The 22,665-nt window shown below is 41.7% G+C and carries 17 protein-coding genes and 2 pseudogenes; 10 read left to right on the top strand and 9 right to left on the bottom strand.

Annotated elements, in window-relative coordinates:
- Positions 1–8: 8 nt before the first annotated feature.
- Positions 9–1,400 (bottom strand): L-seryl-tRNA(Sec) selenium transferase, encoded by a 1,392-nt coding sequence (selA, locus tag C5469_RS07320; protein WP_166304395.1) that lies wholly within the window; start codon positions 1,398–1,400, stop codon positions 9–11.
- A 21-nt stretch (positions 1,401–1,421) separates the two neighbouring features.
- Positions 1,422–2,351, bottom strand: a complete 930-nt coding sequence (gene fdhE / locus C5469_RS07315; RefSeq protein ID WP_166304393.1) for a formate dehydrogenase accessory protein FdhE — start codon at positions 2,349–2,351, stop codon at positions 1,422–1,424.
- A 529-nt stretch (positions 2,352–2,880) separates the two neighbouring features.
- Here fdhE and C5469_RS07310 point away from each other — a divergent pair.
- The 3 genes from C5469_RS07310 (at position 2,881) to C5469_RS07300 (ending at position 6,031) form a co-directional block, all read left to right on the top strand.
- On the top strand, positions 2,881–3,843 hold the full coding sequence (locus C5469_RS07310) for a methyltransferase (protein ID WP_166304390.1): 963 nt from the start codon (positions 2,881–2,883) through the stop codon (positions 3,841–3,843).
- A 456-nt stretch (positions 3,844–4,299) separates the two neighbouring features.
- Positions 4,300–5,253: a methyltransferase gene (locus C5469_RS07305; RefSeq protein ID WP_166304387.1), complete on the top strand. Its 954-nt coding sequence runs from the start codon at positions 4,300–4,302 to the stop codon at positions 5,251–5,253.
- A gap of 424 nt (positions 5,254–5,677) precedes the next feature.
- On the top strand, positions 5,678–6,031 hold the full coding sequence (locus C5469_RS07300) for an MFS transporter (RefSeq protein ID WP_166304229.1): 354 nt from the start codon (positions 5,678–5,680) through the stop codon (positions 6,029–6,031).
- Here C5469_RS07300 and C5469_RS07295 read toward each other — a convergent pair.
- Together C5469_RS07295 and fdnG are read right to left on the bottom strand one after the other, a co-directional pair.
- Positions 6,016–6,204 (bottom strand): annotated as a pseudogene (locus C5469_RS07295) (formate dehydrogenase subunit beta); the annotation flags it as partial. The gene C5469_RS07300 and the pseudogene C5469_RS07295 overlap by 16 nt on opposite strands.
- 12 nt (positions 6,205–6,216) lie before the next feature.
- Entirely contained in the window at positions 6,217–9,264 is a 3,048-nt protein-coding gene (gene fdnG, locus C5469_RS07290) for a formate dehydrogenase-N subunit alpha (RefSeq protein ID WP_166304384.1), read from the bottom strand.
- A 181-nt stretch (positions 9,265–9,445) separates the two neighbouring features.
- On the opposite strand from fdnG, the gene fdhD reads away from it, so the two are divergent.
- Positions 9,446–10,276, top strand: coding sequence for a formate dehydrogenase accessory sulfurtransferase FdhD (gene fdhD, locus C5469_RS07285; RefSeq protein WP_166304381.1), 831 nt, complete (start codon positions 9,446–9,448; stop codon positions 10,274–10,276).
- A 366-nt stretch (positions 10,277–10,642) separates the two neighbouring features.
- Positions 10,643–11,161 (top strand): hypothetical protein, encoded by a 519-nt coding sequence (locus C5469_RS07280; RefSeq protein WP_166304378.1) that lies wholly within the window; start codon positions 10,643–10,645, stop codon positions 11,159–11,161.
- A gap of 128 nt (positions 11,162–11,289) precedes the next feature.
- On the opposite strand, the gene mnmE is transcribed toward C5469_RS07280, so the two are convergent.
- The 5 genes from mnmE to rpmH all read right to left on the bottom strand — a co-directional run bounded on the left by mnmE (position 11,290) and on the right by rpmH (position 15,136).
- Complete coding sequence (mnmE, locus tag C5469_RS07275) at positions 11,290–12,654, bottom strand: tRNA uridine-5-carboxymethylaminomethyl(34) synthesis GTPase MnmE (RefSeq protein WP_166304376.1); 1,365 nt, start codon at positions 12,652–12,654, stop codon at positions 11,290–11,292.
- A 98-nt stretch (positions 12,655–12,752) separates the two neighbouring features.
- The gene (yidC, locus tag C5469_RS07270; protein WP_166304373.1) at positions 12,753–14,393 is read right to left on the bottom strand and encodes a membrane protein insertase YidC; all 1,641 of its coding nucleotides are present in this window, start codon (positions 14,391–14,393) and stop codon (positions 12,753–12,755) included.
- A gap of 2 nt (positions 14,394–14,395) precedes the next feature.
- The gene (gene yidD / locus C5469_RS07265) at positions 14,396–14,656 is read right to left on the bottom strand and encodes a membrane protein insertion efficiency factor YidD (protein ID WP_166304370.1); all 261 of its coding nucleotides are present in this window, start codon (positions 14,654–14,656) and stop codon (positions 14,396–14,398) included.
- Complete coding sequence (gene rnpA, locus C5469_RS07260; protein WP_072161867.1) at positions 14,620–14,979, bottom strand: ribonuclease P protein component; 360 nt, start codon at positions 14,977–14,979, stop codon at positions 14,620–14,622. Before rnpA ends, yidD begins: the two co-directional genes overlap by 37 nt.
- Before the next feature lie 16 nt (positions 14,980–14,995).
- Positions 14,996–15,136, bottom strand: coding sequence for a 50S ribosomal protein L34 (gene rpmH, locus C5469_RS07255; RefSeq protein ID WP_054478628.1), 141 nt, complete (start codon positions 15,134–15,136; stop codon positions 14,996–14,998).
- Between the two features lie 695 nt (positions 15,137–15,831).
- Here rpmH and dnaA point away from each other — a divergent pair.
- The 5 genes and pseudogenes from dnaA to tssD all read left to right on the top strand — a co-directional run.
- Complete coding sequence (gene dnaA, locus C5469_RS07250; protein ID WP_166304368.1) at positions 15,832–17,220, top strand: chromosomal replication initiator protein DnaA; 1,389 nt, start codon at positions 15,832–15,834, stop codon at positions 17,218–17,220.
- Between the two features lie 4 nt (positions 17,221–17,224).
- Positions 17,225–18,325, top strand: a complete 1,101-nt coding sequence (gene dnaN, locus C5469_RS07245) for a DNA polymerase III subunit beta (RefSeq protein ID WP_166304365.1) — start codon at positions 17,225–17,227, stop codon at positions 18,323–18,325.
- A gap of 21 nt (positions 18,326–18,346) precedes the next feature.
- A complete protein-coding gene (gene recF / locus C5469_RS07240; RefSeq protein WP_166304362.1) occupies positions 18,347–19,438 on the top strand; it encodes a DNA replication/repair protein RecF in 1,092 nt (363 codons plus the stop codon).
- 19 nt (positions 19,439–19,457) lie between these two features.
- The gene (gene gyrB / locus C5469_RS07235; RefSeq protein WP_166304359.1) at positions 19,458–21,872 is read left to right on the top strand and encodes a DNA topoisomerase (ATP-hydrolyzing) subunit B; all 2,415 of its coding nucleotides are present in this window, start codon (positions 19,458–19,460) and stop codon (positions 21,870–21,872) included.
- A 138-nt stretch (positions 21,873–22,010) separates the two neighbouring features.
- Positions 22,011–22,133, top strand: a pseudogene (gene tssD, locus C5469_RS23525) (type VI secretion system tube protein TssD); the annotation flags it as partial.
- Positions 22,134–22,665: the final 532 nt, after the last annotated feature.

The raw sequence follows: 22,665 nt of genomic DNA, 5'->3' as shown, positions 1-22,665 counted from the left end.
CTAGAAAATTAAAGTAATAGTGCCTGCAACAACGCTCTTCCATCTTCAAGGCAACGTAAATCCAACCATAAACGCCCTTCAGAGATACGGCCAATAATAGGTTTCGCTAATCCACGCCAGTGCTGGGCCAACTGTTCCAAGGCCCTGCCCTGACCATCAATGGCAGTGAAAGTCAAAGCCCAGCTAGGCAGAAGATCGACCGGCAGTGAACCACTGCCAATCTGTGAGTAGCATGGCTCATCACAAACAATAAACTGGCCACTATAATATGCCTGAATCTGAGGTAATAGCTGTTGTGCCAAATCATATATTTCTTGCTGTGAACGGGTTAGCAAACGTAGCGTTGGCAATTGATAGCAAAGTTGTTCAGGGCGTTGATACAATCGCAATGTGGCCTCCAAAGCAGCCAAAGTCATTTTGTCTGCCCGCAAAGCGCGTTTCAGTGGATGACGCTGGATGGCGTCTATCCATTGTTGCTTACCGAGGATAATTCCAGCCTGCGGTCCCCCCAGTAATTTATCCCCAGAAAAAGTGACCAGATCGATGCCCTGATTCAGATAGTCCTGGGGCAAAGGTTCGGCAGGCAATCCATATTGAGCCATATTGATCATGGAACCACTACCTAAATCAATAGCGGTAGGAATTCGAGATTTAACCCCCAATTTCGCCAGTTCATGGCCGGAAACTTCGGCAGTAAAACCTTCAATGCTGTAATTACTCGTATGAACTTTCATCAGAAGAGCGGTTTCTTCATTGATAGCCTGTTGATAATCTTTCAGGTAAGTACGATTAGTGGTACCGACTTCAACCAATCGGCATCCTGCCTGAGCCATCACATCAGGAATACGGAATGCCCCACCAATTTCCACCAACTCACCACGAGAAACCACAACCTGCTTACCGGATGCCACAGTTGCCAACAATAACAACACAGCCGCTGCATTATTATTAACGATACAGGCATCTTCCGCCCCGGTTAATTCACACAATAAATTCGCCAAAGCACGATCACGGTGTCCACGCCCAGCGCCATTGAGGGAATATTCCAGCGTTACCGGTGAACGCATCACCTGTGTCACCGCCTCAATAACCGACTCTGCCATTAATGCCCGGCCAAAGTTGGTATGAAGTACTGTACCACTGAGATTAAACAGCGGCTTTAAGGACAAAGCTTGTTTTTGTTCCAATTGCTGACCAAGTGCCACCGCCCAGTTATCACACCAATCAGGCAGTTCCTGATGCTGCCTGATATTTGTTCTGGCCTGTTGCTGCATTTTTCTTAATGTTGCCGTTACCAACGTCTGTCCATGTTGTTCCACGAATAGCGCTATCTGTGGCTCATGCAACAAACGATCAATAGCAGGAAGCTGGCTGTACAATGGACTTTGGTTTTGTGTCATAGCAATTCCGTCAGTTAGCCGTTACTCATTTGGGAACAGAAATGGGTTGATACTACTGCGGGCAAAACCTTCCTCTTCCATTTTGGCATCAAGGATCAGTGAAGCCAGATCATCAGCAATAGCCTCAACTTTTGGATCTTTTTCCTGATAGAGGATTTTTAGATAACTGCCACAATCACCACAACTTTCCGCTTTCACTGCTGTTTGTTCACTATTCAGCGACCAATAATTGAGATCATAAGTCTGTTCACAGTTACTGCACTTCACCCGTACCACATGCCATTCACTTTCACACAGACTACAATGCAGGTAACGCAGCCCATTAATGGTTCCAATCTGCACAACACTGGCAACTGGCATACTGCCACAAACAGGACAGAACTGACGATGTTCACCATATTCTGCCCGCGCCTTTCCTGGGATTTGATTTGCCATTTGTGTCCAATACAAGGAAAGTGCAGCCCAGATAAATAGTGCTTTTTCAGGGCTGACTTTACTAAATTCATTTTTCAGCAAAGCATCAGCCATCTGTTCCAGTTCCTGCTCCGACGCTTTTTCCAGATTATCCAAAGCGATGCTGATATGTTCCGGAGCATCAGGCAGTAATTCTGCTATCAAAGAGTAAAGCAATTTTTGCCAGTGCTCAGTACGTGGGAATATTTTACAATCCAGAGGAGGTTTACCCTCAGCAGCAGATTTTTCCAAAATATCTGTCATCTCTATTTTCAGGGGATTGTCATGTAACGCTTTTTGCTGGGCCTGAACAACGTCTGCTACAAAGCTAAGATAGTCCGCAAATGGATTATCTACAGCCAGTTGTTTAAGACGCTCAGCACGACGTTGATAGAGGTTTTTCAGATTAACAAAAAGCAGTGGCGGGATATAATCTGCTGCTTTTTCATTGACACGCTCTTTACTCAATTGCTCTTTAGGAACGATGCGAATACTCATTAAGCTCTATCTTCCTGTTATCTGTTATACGGCTTTCCGGTTAATAATAATCCTAAGCCTATTTTTAGCATTCAGCATAGATCAAAAGCGGACTCTGAGCCACAGAGAGAATATAGAAATTATGGTGAAAATACTGGAAATTATGTGCTGAATGGTAGCCAGCATATTCAAAAAGCACCTGTAACTCCCCAGACTTTATAATTATCCTTTTTTACATAAATAATTTTTAAAAAAACATTTTACTACAGAATATTATTTCATTTAATTTAAAAATATATTTAAAAGAGTTAATTGTGATCTTCGTCATTTCTTTTTATTAGATTTAATATAGTCTAACTGTTGATAGTTTAATGCGTCATAAAGGTTAACGAAACAATTATCAAAGGAGAATTCAACCTTCATTATCTGATTAGGAAAATATATTAAAATTAATAATAATATTTTGGTCGAAATATTATTCCAAGATATTAATAACATTCTGTAATCTAAATAAAACACTCATTTCTTTATAATCATAAAGGATAACTCAATGCTAACCGAACTTATTAGATCATATAGAAAATCAGCAGTAATCTATACTCTTGTTAATACAGGATTATCTGTTCATCTTAAAGATGGGATCTATGTAGATATAGGTGAACTTTCCCATAAATGCGGTATTGATAACTCTCGCCTCAGCCGATTATGTGATTTTTTAATTGAAATCGGGGTATTGGTTAGCAACAACCATGGAGTTGCCCTTTCTGATGAATGCAGTGCACTTGCAGATCCTAACAGTCTAGAGTCATTATTAGTAAAATATGAAGTTAGCTCATATAACTGGAATTCTTGGTTAGCGTATCCAGAATCCTTACTGAAAAATGATAACAAGTCAGCATTAGAAATAGCGAATGGTAAGCCATTCTTCGAGTATTTGGACAATAATAAATTAATAAAATCAAATTTTGATTCTTTAATGTCAAGAAACTCGGACAAATTAGCTAAAAAGTTACTTGAAATTTATGATTTCAGCAAACATAACAAAATATTAGATCTTGGCGGAGGAGAAGGAAATCTTCTGGTAAAAATCAATGAAAAGGTAAAAGGAAAACATTACACCGTATTAGACAGATATAATGAAATGCCTGTTTCAGAAGATATGGATTTTATAAATGGAGATTTCCTGAAATCAGTTCCATCAGGTTATGACCTATATATTTTAAAGAATGTCATCCATAATTGGTCTGATGATGACTCAATATTAATTTTGAAGAATTGCCGGAAAGCGATGGATGATAACGCCACTCTCTTATTGATCACCATAATGAAAAAACCACAGTCCCCTATAGCGAATATAGCTAAGTCTATGGATATATTCATGGATGTGATACTTTTAGGGAAAGAACGTTATTTGACTGAGTTCGAGTATTTGGCTGACCAAGCAGGACTCATCATTCAAGAAACTGAAGATATAGATGAATCATTTTCATTTATTAAACTAGGGGTAAAATAAATTATAGAAATTAAATATTATTCACCCAGATAACCATATGGATATTCCAACGTAGAGAAACATATATTTAAAACATGGCATCAAGATATCTGATGCCATGTTTTATTTCATATCGGAGAAAAAAGCACGCTGACAATTTCAAGCAGATAAAATACACCAAGTTATTTTATCTTATTTAACTTTCAAAAATCCTGAAAAGAGTTAACTGTGATCTTACTCATTTATTTCTATCAAACTTAATATAGTCTGACAGTTAATCGTTTACTTCTATAAATCCATCATTAAGATGGACCAAACAATTACCAAAGGAGAATTTAATCTTTATTATATAATTAGCAAAAGATATCAAATTTAATAATTACATTTTGGTAAAAACATGTTGTCACGATATCCAAGAGTATTATCTGTAATTTAGAGAAAATTCCTCATTTCTTTATAATCATAAAGGATAATTCAATGTTAGACGAACTTATTACATCATATAGAAAATCAGCCGCAATCTATGCTTTCGTTGACACAGGTTTATCTGTTCACTTTAAAAATGGAGCCTATGTAGATATAGACGAACTTTCCCGAAAATGTAATATTGATAATTCTCGTCTTAGCCGATTATGTGATTTCTTAATTGAAATAGGGGTATTAGTCAGTAACAACCGTGAAGTCGCTCTTTCTGATGAATGCAGTGCACTTGCAGATCCTGAAAGCATGGAATCATTAATACTAAAGTGGGAACTTAGCTCAGATTGCTGGAACGCTTGGTCAATGTACCCAAAATCCTTACTTGAGAACAAAGGTAAATCAGCATTTGAAATAACACATGGGAAACCATTCTTCGAACATTTAAATAGTAACAAATTGCTCAAATCAAATTTTGACTCTTCCATGTCAAAAACCTCAGACAAAATAGTTGAAAAATTACTTGATATTTATGATTTTAGTAAACACAACAGAATATTAGATGTTGGAGGTGGAGAAGGAAATCTTCTGGTAAAAATGAGTAAAAAAGTAAAAGGAAAACATTACGCTGTATTAGACAGATATAATGAAATTCCTGTTTCAGAAAATATAGATTTTATAAATGGAGATTTTCTAAAATCAATTCCATCAGGTTATGATTTATATATTTTAAAGAATATTATCCATGATTGGTCCGATAATGATTCGATATTAATTTTAGAAAACTGCCGAAAAGCGATGAATACTGGTGCCACTGTTTTATTGATAAGCTTCATGAAAAAACCACAATCTAAAATGGTCATCTCTTTAGACATATTAATGGATACATTATTCTTAGGAAAAGAACGTTACCTGGAAGAGATCGAATATTTGGCTAATCAGGCCGGGCTTGTCATTAAAGACACTAAAGATATAAATGAAGTGTCTTCAATTATAGAACTAGGCATAAAATAAATTATAGGTAATCATAGATATCTACCAAAGATAACGATATACATATTATATCTCGGAGAAATATACGTAACAGATATAAAATTGGCATCAGAACTTGATGCCAATTTTAATTTTAGTTAAAAATAATAATAAGTTGAATGATCAAAGTTTTTATTGAAAATCCAAAGATATGCAATATATATCCAATCCCATAAGACAAAGCACAATACCGTAGAGCAGGCCAGAAAATTCATAATCAGATAAAGGGAAGAACATATAAATCACTCTCTCCAAATATTATGTGTTGAATAATCATACATGTGAATTAACCCTCTCGAATAAGTCCTATTAGAACAGTAGTCCGATGCTATATTTATACTTATCGCTTTAAACAGAAACATATTAAAAAATAAAGCGTTAAACCATGAGATTCTTCAATATCCTGATGGCGTATACGACCAAGACAATTAAAAATAAACTAAACAAACTCAGTAAAGGATGGATATTTTTAATACCCTGCCTATTAAGAGCTATTTCCTTCTCATTTCTAATCCTATTCTCTGGATTCTATTCTTGGCTATTATTTTTTTCAACATTAGCAATATCAAAAGCAATTGCAAAACCATTTACTCGTGATATCTTGTCTGAAATAATACCTAAAAGAAAATTAAAGAAAGCATTCTACAATTATTCATTCTCACAGAATGCTGCTATTGTATTGACACCTATTGCTGGAGCATATTTTGCTGATAATAATTATAAGAATGTTTTCTTTACCACTATTACACCAACGTTATAACCAATTTCATCACGGATATCGTTCCAAACAAGCCACCTGACAGGCTTTACAACCGATACACGTTGTTACATCAATCAGCTTCGCAACTTCTTGTTGGTCATCCGCACCCGTGGCGCAGGAGTGAAGGAGTGGGTGGCAGAGTGACGAATGATGCCTTGAGTTTGCAGTGACATAATTTTTCCCCTTTACACCTTTTCCACATTAACCAGGAACGCTTTGAATTCAGGCGTTTGTGTGTTTGCATCACCAACAAATGGTGTCAACGTATTGGCAATAAAGCCTTTTTTCGCTGCCCCTTCAAATCCCCAATGAATTGGAATACCAATAGTATCCACTTCGCGGCCCTGTACATTCAGGGTTCGAATACGTTTGGTTACAACCGCTTTCGCTTTGATGTAGCCACGATTAGAGCTCACTTTGACGGTATCACCGTGTTTGATGCCCTTTTTCTCCGCCAGTTTTTCACCAATTTCCACAAACTGCTCAGGCTGGATAATCGAGTTCAACAATGCATGTTTCGTCCAATAGTGAAAATGTTCTGTCAGGCGATAAGTGGTCCCCACGTAAGGGAATTTATCTGGTTTACCCATAGCCTCAAAATCGCTTTTGAACACCCGGGCAGCCGGATTAGAAACCACATTCGGATGCAACGGATTAGTGCCTAACGGCGTTTCAAAGGGTTCGTAGTGTTCAGGGAATGGGCCTTCTGCCATTTTATCAATAGCAAACAAACGCCCCATACCTTCCGGTTGCATGATAAACGGACCAACCTCTGTTTCCGGTGCAGCCATGCTGTAATCAGGAATATCAACACCTCCCCACTTAGCACCATTCCACGCCAGTAACTGGCGTTTCGGGTCCCACGGTTTACCCTGCGGATTAGCCGATGCGCGGTTATACAAAATACGACGATTTAACGGCCAAGCCCACGCCCAACCCAGCGTATTACCCAAGCCTGATGGGTCAGAATTATCACGACGAGCCATCTGATTACCTTCTGGCGTCCAGCTCCCGGTAAAGATCCAACAACCACTAGCCGTCGTGCCGTCATCACGTAACTGCGCAAAAGAAGTCAACTGCTGGCCTTGCTTCACAATGACATTGCCATCAGCATCAATTAGATCAACCAATGCCCGGCCATTGCTCTCCTGAGCCACCTCTTCCGATGTGGGACTATCCGGGTTGAAGTAATCCCAGGTCATATTCAGTACCTGCTCAGGTAATGCGCCTCCTTCTGTAAGGTACATATCGCGCATACGTTTGAAGATACCAGAAAGAATTTCCGCATCACCGATAGCTTCTCCCGGAGCATCAGCACCTTTCCAGTGCCATTGCAACCAGCGACCAGAATTAACAATCGAACCGTTTTCCTCTGCAAAACAGCAACACGGTAGACGGAAAACTTCTGTTTGAATTTTAGCTGAATCAACTTCATTAAATTCACCGTGGTTCTGCCAGAAAGTTGACGTTTCAGTATTAAGTGGATCAATAGTGATCAAGAATTTCAGCTTCGACAGTGCATCAACCACTTTGTTTTTATTCGGGAATGATGCAACCGGGTTAAAGCCCTGACAGATATAGCCATTCACTTCACCATTCGACATCATTTCGAAAAATTGCAGGACATCATAACTTTTGTCCCATTTCGGTAACCAGTCAAAACCCCAGTCGTTATCTTTACGGGCATTGTCGCCGTAAAAACTCTTCATCAGACTGACAAAGAATTTCGGATAGTTACCCCAGTAGTTAACCTGACCCGGCAACATGGGCTTTGGCGTATTTGCCTGTAGATAAGTTTGCAAATCGGCTTGTTTTTCTGACGGCAATGTCAAGTATCCCGGCAAGCTCTGTGATAACAGCCCCAAATCAGTCAACCCCTGAATATTCGAGTGACCACGCAATGCATTAACACCGCCACCAGCCATACCCATGTTACCCAGCAGAAGCTGGATCATGGCCATAGTACGGATGTTCTGTGCACCAACCGAGTGCTGAGTCCAACCCAGTGCGTATAAGAAAGAAGCGGTCTTGTCCTTAACGCAAGTCTCGGCAATATATTCACAGACTTTCAGGAAATCATCTTTTGGCGTGCCACAAATATTACTGACGACATCGGGCGTATAACGGCTAACGTGCTCTTTCAACAGACTCCATACACAACGTGGATGGCTCAGTGTGATATCACGTTGAGCAAAGCCGTTTTCATCCAGTGCGTAATTCCAACTGGTTTTGTCGTATTGACGTTTTTCTGCATCATAACCGCTGAATAAACCATCATCGAACGAGTAATCTTCACGCACGATAAGACTAGCGTTGGTATATGCTTCAACATATTCGCGATTAATCTTTTCATTGGTTAGTAGGTATAAAATCACACCTGACAGAAAAGCAATATCAGTACCGGAACGGATCGGGGTATAGAAATCTGCCACAGATGCCGTACGGGTAAAGCGTGGATCGATCACGATTAACTTAGCGTTATTATGAATTTTCGCTTCCATTGCCCAGCGGAACCCCACAGGATGCGCTTCAGCGGCATTTCCCCCCATAACGACGATCAGATTCGCGTTCTTAATATCAACCCAGTGGTTGGTCATCGCACCGCGACCAAATGTTGGAGCAAGACTTGCTACCGTTGGCCCGTGTCAGACACGCGCTTGGTTGTCTACGGCAAGCATGCCGAGAGCGCGACTAAATTTTTGGGTTAAATAGCCGGTTTCATTACTGGAAGCAGATGCGCACAACATACCCGTCGTCAGCCAGCGATTGACCGTAACACCATCTTGATTGGTTTTAATGAAATTAGCGTCACGGTCTGCTTTCATTAACTTAGCAATGCGATCAAATGCCTCATCCCAAGTGATACGTTGCCATTTATCAGAACCCGCAGCACGATATTCCGGATATTTCAGGCGACTTTCGCTGTGGATAAAATCAACCAGACCAGCCCCTTTCGGGCAAAGTGCGCCTCGATTTACCGGATGATCAGGATCGCCTTCAATATGGAAAATACTCTCTTTCGCATTTTTTGCGCCATCACCAAGGCTGTACATCAACAACCCACAACCGACAGAACAGTACGTACAGGTATTCCGGGTTTCACGCGCACGCAATAGTTTATAGTTACGTGTTTGTGCAAGAGCTACGGTTGGAGCAAAGCCCAACGCCGCCACCGTCGTACCCGCCATACCGCCAGCGCAGATCTTAAAGAACTGTCTTCTGCTGACTTGCATGGGGATCTCCTCACTCACATTGTTTTAAACATACGCCCATTCCCTCACGGGAAAAATCCTGAATGTGTTTTCTTTTATTAACCACTTTCCATAGCGGGATCAGATTCATTGCCTGATAAATAGTATAGACTCTTTTTTCCACATAATTATTATGTAGTAATACTATTAGGTCATTCGTCTAATGCATAACACAAGATCAGGGAAATTGTTACAATTTGATGTGATTAAGGGCGTAAAACAAACGAATGTGCAACAAAAACATCATCTCAATACATCAAAAGCAGATTGGGTAGCAGAAGAAGTTCCTGTTGCTTTAGTCTACAACGGCATTTCTCATGTCGTGATGATGGCTAGTCCCAAAGATCTTGAATATTTCGCTATTGGGTTTTCACTTTCTGAAGGCATTATTGAATCTCAACAAGAAATTCGTGGTATTGACACTATTGTCAATTGTCATGGTGGAATTGAGTTGCAAATAGAGCTTTCCAACCGTCGTTTTGCTGGTTTGAAAGAGCGCAGACGCAATATGGCAGGACGGACGGGCTGCGGGATCTGCGGTACAGAACAACTTTCTGATATTTTCCGCCCAATTACTCCACTGCCTTTCACTCAAACCTTTTCATTAAGCCATCTTGACTATGCTCTTTCCCAATTAACCAATATTCAGGATATTGGTGTACTGACCGGATGTACTCATGTAGCAAGCTGGATCAACCCAGAAGGTGAGTTATTAGGTGGCTGTGAGGATGTAGGCCGTCACGTCGCGTTGGACAAGATGCTGGGAATGAAAGCCAAAACAGGCTGGCAGCAAGGCGCCATTTTAGTATCCAGCCGCGCCAGCTATGAAATGGTACAAAAATCTGCCGTCTGTAGTATTGAGATTCTGTTTGCTGTTTCAGCAGCGACTTCGTTAGCTATAGAAGTCGCTGATCAATGCAATCTGACATTAGTTGGTTTCTGCAAACCCGGTCGGGCAACTGTTTATACTCATCCTGAGAGACTAAGGCGTTAGTTGTGCAAAGAGTAAATATGCAATATCAAGAAATTCAATCATTAATAGTGACACTAAGCAGCAATAATTTCATTAGTAGAATAAAAAATAAATAATCTGTTATTGAAACAACAATGGCTAATAGCTGAATTATATAAAGAAATTTTATTTTCACAATAAGTTGTTTATATTGTTTTATTCCTCTCTGGTTGCTTATACAAATTATTTAACCAAATGACTTAGCACTCAATTTTATAATACATAAATCATTCCATTTTACTAAAAGAACCAACGCGAACTTCTCTAAACACAATTTAATTGATTTTCTTAGCTAGATAACCGATCATATCCTTTATTCTCACTTTACACTAAGCCAATGATAATTATATGAAATTTATATTTTTAACGGATATTCACGGAATTTCAGAACACGTAAAAATAATCGCACAACATTTAGGTCATGATGTGTCATTCATTTCTCCCTACGAAAAAGAGAATGAAACTCCAAATGATAAAAACGAAGTATACAAATATTTTCATAACGTGTCCTCAATAGAGAAATACACATGTAAAGTGAGGAGCACTCTTACATATATCAATTCTCCTGTGATACTGGTTGGATTCAGTATCGGCGCTACAGTGGCATGGCGACTTTCAGAAGATAGACATTTGCCAGTTCAGAATACAATTTGCATCTTTGGCTCACGTATCCGCGATTACTTGGATGTGAAGCCGGTAAAACCTGCGTCGTTGTTTTTCTCCAATGATGAAAAATACTTTATCGACAAATTAGAGCCTTCCGACAAGATAACTATAGAACTGGTAGATTGTGCCCATTCTGAAATATCAAAATCCAATGGCTGCAATATTGCTGCTGAATTAATCAATAAAGCACTGGGGCATTAATGTTTATTTATCCCCCAGAATAATACATTCTTGGGAGGAGATAAGTATCTGAGAAAACAGAAAACCATCGACAAACAGAAAGAATATATACGATTAAAATCAATCAATGACTTTATTCTTACGATGCTTCATTTCCCAATACAAAAACTCGAAAAAATCCTTCCGAGCAAATCATCGGAAGTGAATTCACCCGTGATCTCACTCAGTGCTTGTTGTGCCAAACGCAGCTCCTCTGCCAACAATTCACCAGAGCGGGCAACCACCAGTTGTTCATGGCCTTGTTGTAAATGCTCTGCTGCGGTATTTAATGCCTGTAAATGACGACGACGTGCCAGGAAACCACCTTCCGTATTGCTGTTGAAACCCATAGTTTCTTTTAGGTGATCACGCAGTAAATCTATTCCTTCACCGCTACGAGCAGAAAGACGGATTAGTGAGTAACCACTTACTTGAGTAATAGCCGTTTTTTCATTGGTCATATCCGTTTTATTACGGACAACAGTGATAGGAAGTGATTCTGGCAAACGAGCCATAAATTCAGGCCAGATTTCTGCTGGCTCAATCGCATCGGTTGTCGTACTGTCTACCATGAACAGTACGCGATCAGCCTGTTCAATTTCCTGCCATGCTCGTTCAATACCAATACGTTCCACTTCATCACTGGCTTCACGCAAACCCGCAGTATCAATGATATGCAATGGCATACCATCAATATGGATATGTTCACGCAACACATCACGGGTTGTACCCGCAATATCGGTAACGATCGCAGCTTCACGACCTGCCAATGCATTAAGCAAGCTCGATTTCCCAGCATTAGGCCGGCCAGCAATAACAACTTTCATCCCTTCACGTAAAAGGCTGCCTTGGCGAGCCTGAGAACGTACACGATCAAGTTCAGCAATGACGTTATCCAGACTAGCTTCAATTTTCCCATCAGAAAGGAAGTCGATCTCTTCATCAGGAAAATCAATCGCAGCTTCTACATAGATTCTCAAGTGAGTAAGTGCTTCCACCATCTGATGAACTTGGGTAGAAAAAGCGCCCTGTAAGGAATTCATCGCTGAACGGGCAGCCTGCTCAGAACTTGCATCAATCAAGTCAGCAATGGCTTCCGCCTGAGCCAAATCCAGTTTGTCATTAAGAAAAGCACGTTCAGAAAACTCACCAGGATTAGCGATGCGTACACCAGGCAGAGTTAGAATGCGTTTCAACAGTAAATCAAGAATAACCGGTCCACCGTGCCCCTGAAGCTCCAGTACATCTTCTCCAGTAAAGGAATTAGGTCCCGGAAAGTAAATCGCAATTCCCTGATCGAGTACCCGATTATCTACATCACGAAATGGCAGATAATCTGCATAACGGGGCTTGGGTAACTTACCTAATACCACCTCAGCCACTTGTGCTGCTTTCGGGCCAGAAACACGTAAGATGCCAACACCACCCCGTCCTGGTGGGGTAGCCTGAGCGACTATCGTATCGGTGGTATTCATGGTTATCTCCCTTTTACTTTTAACTCAAATAGTTAAGGCGGCCAATGACCGCCTTTTATGTTACAACTACCAGAATGAATTACTGGTTGAAGCTATTTTTATTTCGCTGGCTTCTTCTCGCGGCTATGTAGACCACGTTTTTCCAACCCGCGATAAATCAGCTGCTGCTGAATAATTGTCACCAGGTTACTGACGATATAATACAGAACCAGACCTGATGGGAACCACAAGAAGAAGATGGTGAACATGACAGGCATGTAGGTCATAATCTTCTGCTGCATCGGATCAGTGATGGTCGTCGGAGACATTTTCTGGATGACAAACATCGTCACACCCATCAACAATGGCAGGATGTAATAAGGATCTTGTGCAGACAAGTCATTGATCCAACCAGCGAATGGCGCATGACGCAATTCAACAGAACCCATCAACATGTAATACAGAGCAAGGAAGATTGGCATCTGGATCAACAGAGGCAAACAACCTCCTAGTGGGTTCACTTTCTCTGCTTTATACAGCGCCATCATTTCCTGGCTCATGCGCTGTTTATCATCACCAATACGTTCACGCATAGCCGCTAATTTAGGCTGCAACAGACGCATTTTCGCCATTGAGGTGTATTGCGCTTTGGTCAGCGGATACATGATACCACGCACGATAAAGGTAATAACGATAATGGAGAAGCCCCAGTTACCAATAAAACCATGCAGGAATTTCAGCAGCTTAAATAATGGCTGAGAGATAAACCATAACCAGCCATAATCCACAGATAGATCCAGATGAGGCGCCACTGCCGCCATTTCATCCTGAATTTCTGGACCAATCCACAGCGTAGAAGAAACCGTTTTTTCACTATTAGCTGCAACAGAAATTGGCGCACTCTTATAACCAATCGCAGCCATCTCTTTACCTAATGAAGTAGTATAGAAGGTGCTGGTTTCATTAGCTGCTGGAACCCATGCCGTAGCAAAATATTGCTGCAACATTGCAACCCAACCGCCTTTGGTGGTGACAGATAAAGGTTCACTTTCAATATCGCTGAAACTGTGTTTTTTATATTTGTTATCGCCTGAAGAATAAGCCGCACCACGATAAGTATGCAGTGCAAAGTTACTGCTACCCGTATCACGATGTTTTGGCAGTTCAACATTCTGTTTCAATTGACCAAAGAAGGTCATCTGTAACGGTTTTTCTGTCGTGTTGTGAATACGATAATCCACATTAATCGCATATTCACCACGTTTCAGGACAAATGTTTTAACATAAACAACGCCATCTTTAGAGACGAAATTCATCGGGATACGTAATTCACCCTGTCCATTAGCCAAGACATAGCTATCCTGTGCTGTGGTATACAGCGGACGCTCACTATTCGTCGGGTTATCCGGGCCATCTTTACCGGTCAACCCACTTTGCGCCTGATAAGTGAAAGCAGGTGTTGTCTCCAGCAATTTAAATGGCTGGTCTGAACCCAAAGTATCAGGGTAGGCTAATAAATCAGCCTCTTCAATATCACCGCCACGAGTATTGATGGTCAAAGAGAGCACATCAGTTTTAACCGTGATCAGTTTACCTTTCCCGCTGCCTGGCACTGCCTGATTCTCACCACTCGGCATATCCGTTTGTTGCGTGGCCTGTACTGTAGTTGGTTGCGGATTTTTATCTGCTTCCCATGCTTGCCAGACCAAGAAAGAAACGAACAGCAAAGCGATGAGAAGGAGATTGCGTTGCGAATCCATCGTTAGTGTTCTCTATTATCGTTGTTTTTTCTAGGTGGGACGGGATCATCACCACCTTCGTGTAAAGGGTGGCATTTTAATATGCGTTTCACTGTTAACCAACCGCCTTTTATCATTCCAAACCTGCTCAATGCCTCAATGCCATACTGAGAACATGTAGGATTAAAACGACAACGGGGTCCCAGCAGCGGGCTTATCACCAACTGATATCCACGGATTAATCCGATCAGGAGGCGCGAACCAAGCGACAGTGACGACGCCATAATTTACCCAAAGCTTCCGTTAATTCACGGTTATCAAGTTCAGAAACCCCTTTCCTAACCAATACCACAAAATCCATAGGAGGCAGACTATGTTGGTTCAAACGGAAACTTTCACGGGCCAACCGTTTAATTCGGTTACGCTCATGAGCACGTTTAACATTTTTCTTGGCTATGGTAAGACCGATGCGGGGATGCCCCAGCTCATTAAGGCGACCAAGGATAGTAATCTCTGGTGAACTTGCCCGTTGGGGTTGCTGGAAAACATAAGTGAAATGCTTGGGAGTTAACAAGCGTAACTCCCTCGGAAAAGCGAGCGTAACCACTAGATGGTTAGCTTTATTACTTAGAAACGGTCAGACGAGCACGGCCTTTTGCACGACGGCGAGCCAGAACCTGACGACCATTTTTAGTGGCCATACGAGAGCGGAAGCCGTGAGAACGGTTACGCTTCAATACGGACGGTTGGAAAGTGCGTTTCATAGCGATTTCTACCTAATAAAATTATTACTGATTCAGTAAACGCGTTAGCAGCCAGTGAGAAGTAGACACTGACGCCTCAATCGCAACATCAATATAAAAGAAGCGGGATTGTAATAAAATGTACAGCTCTGAGTCAATTAAACATGACACAGGCCGACCGGCTTTTCTACTGAGTTGAATGTTTACCGACAACCTGCCAATGCTTACACAGGAACCTCTCACCAGCCACTACCGGCAAAAAACTCTGGCAATGCACGCAGGGTCCAGTATTATACGGACTGCTCAGTAAAGCGCAATGATCACCACCTGATCTTCATTCTCTGTTATGATCCTCAGTTCAATATTTGTCTTAAATATTGATTTATCATCGATCCTTATTTGAGATATGCAATGACCATATTTAAGCGCCTTCACAACCCTTTATTTCACAGGTAATTTTCCCCTGTGGATAAAAAGCGCTTAAACTGTGTAAAAGAATGGAGATCTGTATCGCCTTTTGCGCTATGATCCCGCGTCATGATCCAGATCTTATCTAAGGATCATTGGGGAGCGATAACATTAAAAATCGCCACAAGCATGACAATTGATCCTTCCTTTGCCCTGAAGGAATCGTTGTTTTGAACCCAATACAATAAATGAGCTAACCACTCCGATTTTTTTAATTGTCAATTGGCCTTGTTTTAGGGGAGTCCGCCGTGTCACTTTCGCTTTGGCAGCAATGTCTTGCCCGATTGCAGGATGAATTACCTGCCACAGAATTCAGTATGTGGATACGCCCCCTTCAGGCAGAGCTAAGCGGTAACACTCTGGCACTTTATGCTCCTAACCGGTTTGTTTTGGACTGGGTCAGAGAAAAGTATATCAACAATATCAATGGATTGTTGAATGACTTCTGTGGAGCAGAAGTACCGTTATTACGTTTCGAAGTTGGCAATAAACCTGTTTCACAAAGCAACAGCCCGCCGCAAAGGGTTGTTGCTCATGCACCGGTTACACTTGCACCACAGAACACATCAGTACGTCCCAGTTGGGATAATACTGCGGTACAACCAGAGCTATCCTATCGCTCTAACGTTAATCCAAAACATACTTTTGACAACTTTGTTGAAGGTAAATCCAACCAGCTTGCCCGAGCTGCCGCAAGACAGGTAGCAGATAACCCCGGTGGTGCTTATAACCCACTGTTTCTTTATGGTGGTACTGGCTTGGGTAAAACTCACCTGTTACATGCTGTAGGTAACAGTATTATGGCACGTAAGGCAAATGCCAAAGTGGTTTATATGCATTCTGAACGTTTTGTCCAAGATATGGTCAAAGCATTACAAAACAATGCAATAGAAGACTTCAAACGCTATTACCGCTCTGTCGATGCATTGCTGATCGATGATATTCAGTTTTTTGCCAATAAAGAACGTTCTCAGGAAGAGTTCTTTCATACATTTAATGCATTACTAGAAGGTAATCAACAGATTATTCTGACATCAGATCGCTATCCAAAAGAGATAAATGGAGTAGAAGATCGGTTAAAATCCCGTTTTGGCTGGGGTTTAACTGTCGCTATTGAACCACCTGAACTGGAAACTCGTGTCGCTATTTTGATGAAAAAAGCCGACGAGAACGAAATTCAGTTGCCAGGAGAAGTCGCTTTCTTTATCGCTAAACGCCTGCGTTCTAATGTTCGTGAACTCGAAGGTGCATTGAACCGGGTAATAGCCAATGCCAATTTTACCGGTCGAGCGATTACCATTGATTTTGTACGTGAAGCATTACGTGACTTGTTAGCCCTACAGGAAAAACTGGTGACTATTGATAATATTCAGAAAACGGTTGCTGAGTATTATAAGATCAAGGTGGCCGATTTACTTTCTAAACGGCGTTCTCGCTCCGTTGCCCGTCCAAGGCAAATGGCAATGGCGCTGGCAAAAGAGTTAACCAATCACAGCTTGCCTGAAATCGGGGATGCCTTTGGTGGACGTGACCATACAACTGTGCTGCATGCTTGTCGTAAAATAGAACAACTGCGCGAAGAAAGTCACGACATCAAAGAGGATTTTTCTAACTTAATCAGAACATTGTCTTCCTAGCGCTATGAAATTTATCATTGAACGTGAGCAATTACTAAAACCACTGCAACAGGTCAGTAGCCCTCTGAGTGGGCGTCCTACTCTGCCCATTCTTGGTAATTTATTACTACAGGTAACAGAAAGTTCTCTGTTGTTGACCGGTACAGATTTAGAAATGGAAATGATGGCACGTGTCACGCTTTCATTACCACACGAAGAAGGTGCAACCACTGTACCGGCCCGTAAGTTCTTTGATATCTGGCGCGGTTTGCCGGATGGTGCCGAAATCAGTGTGGAACTGGATGGTGACCGCCTGTTAGTGCGCTCTGGTCGCAGCCGCTTCTCGCTTTCCACATTGCCTGCTGCTGATTTTCCAAATCTTGATGACTGGCAAAGTGAAGTTGAATTTTCACTGCCACAAGCCACACTGAAACGTCTCATTGAATCGACTCAGTTCTCTATGGCTCATCAGGATGTCCGCTATTACCTCAACGGTATGTTGTTTGAAACCGAAGGCGAAGAATTGCGTACAGTGGCAACGGATGGTCACCGTCTGGCAGTCTGTTCTATGGGAATCGGTCAAAACCTGCCTTCCCATTCGGTAATCGTGCCACGTAAAGGCGTTATTGAGCTGATGAGACTGCTGGACGGCGGCGATACTCCGCTACAGTTACAAATCGGTAGTAACAATATTCGTGCCCATGTCGGCGATTTTATTTTCACCTCTAAACTGGTGGATGGGCGTTTCCCTGATTATCGCCGCGTATTACCGAAAAACCCAGATAAAACCCTGGAAGCCAGTTGTGATATGTTGAAACAGGCTTTTTCACGCGCTGCCATTCTTTCTAATGAGAAATTCCGTGGAGTTCGCCTCTATTTCAGTAAAAACCAGCTGAAAATCACAGCAAATAACCCTGAACAAGAAGAAGCTGAAGAGATTGTAGATGTTAGTTATCAGGGTACTGAAATGGAAATAGGTTTTAACGTCAGTTATGTCCTGGATGTACTCAACACATTAAGATGTGAAGAGGTTCGTTTACTGCTGACCGATGCTATTTCCAGTGTTCAGATAGAAGACTGTGCCAGTCACAATGCGGCTTATGTCGTGATGCCAATGCGCCTGTAACAGGATCTACATTTCAGGTATATGACTCTTACGCGTTTACTTATCCGCGATTTTCGTAATATCGCTGATGCAGATTTGCCTCTAGCTCCCGGATTTAATTTTCTGGTTGGGCCTAATGGCAGCGGCAAAACCAGTGTACTGGAAGCGATTTATACGCTGGGTCATGGACGTTCTTTTCGTAGCATTCAGGCAGGGAGAGCAATCCGCCATGACTGTGATGAATTTGTTCTACATGGACGACTGGGACAACGAGAGAATGAACGAGAATTGTCTATCGGTCTGAGTAAAAACCGTAATGGCGATAGTAAAGTCAGAATTGACGGCAGCGATGGCGGTAAAATTGCAGAACTAGCCAAAATGCTACCTATGCAGCTTATTACCCCGGAAGGATTTACCCTGTTAAATGGCGGACCAAAGTACCGTAGAGCTTTTATTGACTGGGGTTGTTTTCACAATGAACCACGCTTTTTTTCCGCATGGGTAAACCTGAAACGATTACTTAAACAACGCAATGCAGCTCTACGACAAGTCACCCATTACAGCCAGATACGGCCCTGGGATCAGGAATTGGCGCCACTGGCAAACCAGATAAACCAGTGGCGTACTGAATATGTGACACACATCACTCAAGGTATTGCTGATACCTGTAAACAGTTTTTACCTGAATTTATATTACGCTTCTCTTTCCAACAAGGGTGGGACAAAGAGAGTGATTATGCTGAATTACTGGAGCGCCAATTTGAGCGTGACAGAACATTAACCTACACGGCTTCCGGCCCGCATAAGGCTGATTTGCGCATCCGTGCGGAAGGAACGCCAGTAGAAGATATGCTATCCCGCGGTCAATTAAAATTATTGATGTGCGCACTGCGGTTAGCACAGGGTGAATATTTCACCCGACAGAGCGGACAACAATGTCTGTATCTGCTTGATGATTTTGCCTCTGAACTGGATGCCGGCCGCCGTCAATTGCTGGCCGAACGTCTAAAATCCACGCAAGCTCAGGTATTTGTCAGTGCGATAAATCCCGGCCAGGTAACAGACATGCTTGATGGAAATAGCAGGATGTTTCGCGTGGAAAATGGCAAAATAGAGATTCAACCACAGGATTAAAAATGAGCGAGAAACGTTGATGTCGAATACATATGACTCCTCAAGTATCAAGGTATTAAAAGGGCTGGATGCGGTTCGTAAACGTCCGGGCATGTATATCGGCGATACAGACGATGGTACCGGCTTACACCACATGGTCTTCGAGGTTGTCGACAACGCTATCGACGAAGCCCTCGCAGGCCACTGTAGTGAAGTTATCGTCACGATCCATGCCGATAACTCAGTCTCGGTACAGGATGATGGCCGCGGTATTCCTACCGGCATACACGAAGAAGAAGGTGTTTCAGCAGCCGAAGTTATTATGACTGTGCTGCATGCGGGGGGTAAATTCGATGATAACTCTTATAAAGTCTCCGGCGGTCTGCACGGTGTAGGGGTTTCTGTTGTTAACGCCTTGTCTGAAAAGCTGGAACTGATTATCCGCCGTGACGGCAAAGTTCATGAACAGACTTATCACCTTGGTGTGCCGCAAAGCCCACTAAAAGTTGTTGGTGAAACCGAACAGACAGGTACCCGTGTCCGCTTCTGGCCAAGCATGGATACTTTCCGTAACAACACTGAATTCCAGCACGACATTCTGGCTAAACGTCTGCGTGAATTGTCCTTTCTGAACTCAGGTGTATCTATCCGCCTGCTTGATAAACGCACCAATATTGAAGACCATTTCCATTATGAAGGTGGTATTAAGGCGTTTGTCGAATTCTTAAATAAAAACAAAACACCAATCCATCCCAATGTTTTCTATTTCTCTACAGAAAAAGATGGCATCGGTGTTGAAGCCGCATTGCAATGGAACGATGGTTTCCAGGAAAATATTTACTGCTTTACCAACAACATCCCGCAACGTGACGGCGGTACTCACTTAGTGGGTTTCCGTACCGCGATGACTCGTACCCTTAATAGCTACATGGATAAAGAGGGGTACAACAAGAAATCCAAAGTCAGCGCTACTGGTGATGATGCCCGTGAAGGTTTAGTCGCCGTCATTTCCGTTAAAGTACCTGATCCAAAATTCTCTTCTCAGACTAAAGATAAACTAGTCTCTTCCGAAGTGAAAACCGCAGTTGAAACACTGATGAATGAGAAGCTGGTGGAATATCTGCTGGAAAACCCAAATGACGCCAAAACAGTCGTCAGTAAAATTATTGATGCTGCTCGTGCCCGTGAAGCAGCCCGTAAAGCACGCGAAATGACACGCCGCAAAGGGGCTCTTGATCTGGCTGGCTTACCAGGCAAACTAGCTGATTGTCAGGAACGTGACCCGGCATTGTCCGAACTCTACTTAGTGGAAGGGGACTCGGCGGGCGGTTCTGCAAAACAGGGCCGTAACCGCAAAAATCAGGCAATCTTGCCATTGAAAGGTAAAATCCTAAACGTTGAAAAAGCGCGTTTCGATAAAATGCTCTCTTCTCAGGAAGTCGCAACACTGATCACTGCATTGGGTTGTGGTATTGGCCGTGACGAATACAACCCGGATAAGCTGCGTTATCACAGTATCATTATCATGACAGATGCGGACGTTGATGGTTCTCATATCCGTACTCTATTGTTAACTTTTTTCTATCGTCAAATGCCAGAAATCATTGAACGTGGTCACGTGTTTATAGCTCAGCCACCTCTGTATAAAGTGAAAAAAGGCAAACAGGAACAGTATATTAAAGATGATGAAGCCATGGACGAGTACCAATTGTCTATTGCCTTAGATGGCGCATCACTTTACACCAGCGATCACACACCAGCCCTGAAAGGGGAACCGTTGGAAAAACTGGTGACAGAGTTTAATGGTGTCAAGAAAATCATTAAACGTATGGAACGTCTATATCCAGCAAGTTTACTGAACAACCTAATTTATCACCCAAGGCTGACTGAAGAAGCACTAGCTGATGAAACAAAAGTTCAAGAGTGGATTGAAACGCTGGTAGCTCGCCTGAATGACCGGGAACAAAACGGCAGCAGCTACAGCTATCAACTCCATGAAAATCGTGAACGCCAAATGTTTGAACCCGTTCTGCGTGTTCGTACACATGGTGTCGATACTGATTACCCACTGGATTTCGACTTTATCCATGGTGGTGAGTACCATCGTATCACTCAATTAGGTGATAAACTCAGCAATTTGATCGAAGAAAACGCTTATATTGAGCGGGGTGAACGCCGCCAACCTGTCTCTGATTTTGAGCAGGCTCTGAACTGGCTAACCAAAGAATCACGTCGTGGCCTGTCCATACAGCGTTACAAAGGTCTGGGAGAAATGAACCCTGAGCAGTTATGGGAAACAACCATGAACCCCGAAACCCGCCGCATGATGCGTGTGACAGTAAAAGATGCTATTGCCACTGATCAACTGTTTACAACCCTGATGGGTGATGCTGTTGAACCTCGCCGTGCATTTATTGAAGAGAATGCCCTGAAAGCGGCCAATATTGATATCTAATTGCTATTCTTGGCAATCTCCAAAGCGCTCATATTTATTCTCTATGAGCGCTTTTTTATCTGTTATTTATAGCCAATAAAGTGTAATTTATCTAATGTTTCTGTAAAACATCACTTAAATATAATCTAAGGATATAATATAGCTGACATGATTTACATGACGGTAAAGGGAAAAAAACAAGGGTTAATATCAGCTGGATGTTCTTCTGTTGATTCTATTGGTAATAAATATCAAGCAAACCACTTTGATCAGATATTAGTTTAAACAAATAGCTGTATATAACCAAATATAATTATTAAAATAGAAACAAAAACAGACAAAATATAATTACGTTTTTTATCCACAATCTTTTTTATAAAATAAAATGAGATAAAAACAACTAAAGACATAATGTAATAAAGAGAAATATCCCACCAAGTGGGCTTGGTAGAAATTATAACATCGATATAATCCATATTTTTTCCTATCTTAATCAACAAATACTCAACAAGCATATTATGATTTTTTCAGTAATTAGATAGTTATTATAAGCTTATCCTATCCATTAACAAATTCATTTCACAACCATCTAATCTAAAACTAATTTCAATATTTTCTTGGTAACATGCAGGCATATAAAATAGAAAAAATCACACTACCCACTCTAATTACCTCACTATTTAAATTAATAAACATTGATATAATCTCATGATAACCACCATATTTAACAATAAACAATTGAATTGAACCCAACATTATTATAATAAAAAAACCAAGAACATAGAGAATATAACTTCTTCTTTTCTCTATGGTA

Source organism: Photorhabdus cinerea (assembly GCF_011189575.1).
In the GTDB taxonomy this organism is placed as follows: domain Bacteria; phylum Pseudomonadota; class Gammaproteobacteria; order Enterobacterales; family Enterobacteriaceae; genus Photorhabdus; species Photorhabdus cinerea.
The sequence above is the reverse complement of the archived record's forward strand: the minus strand, read 5'-3'. Positions and strand labels throughout refer to the sequence as shown.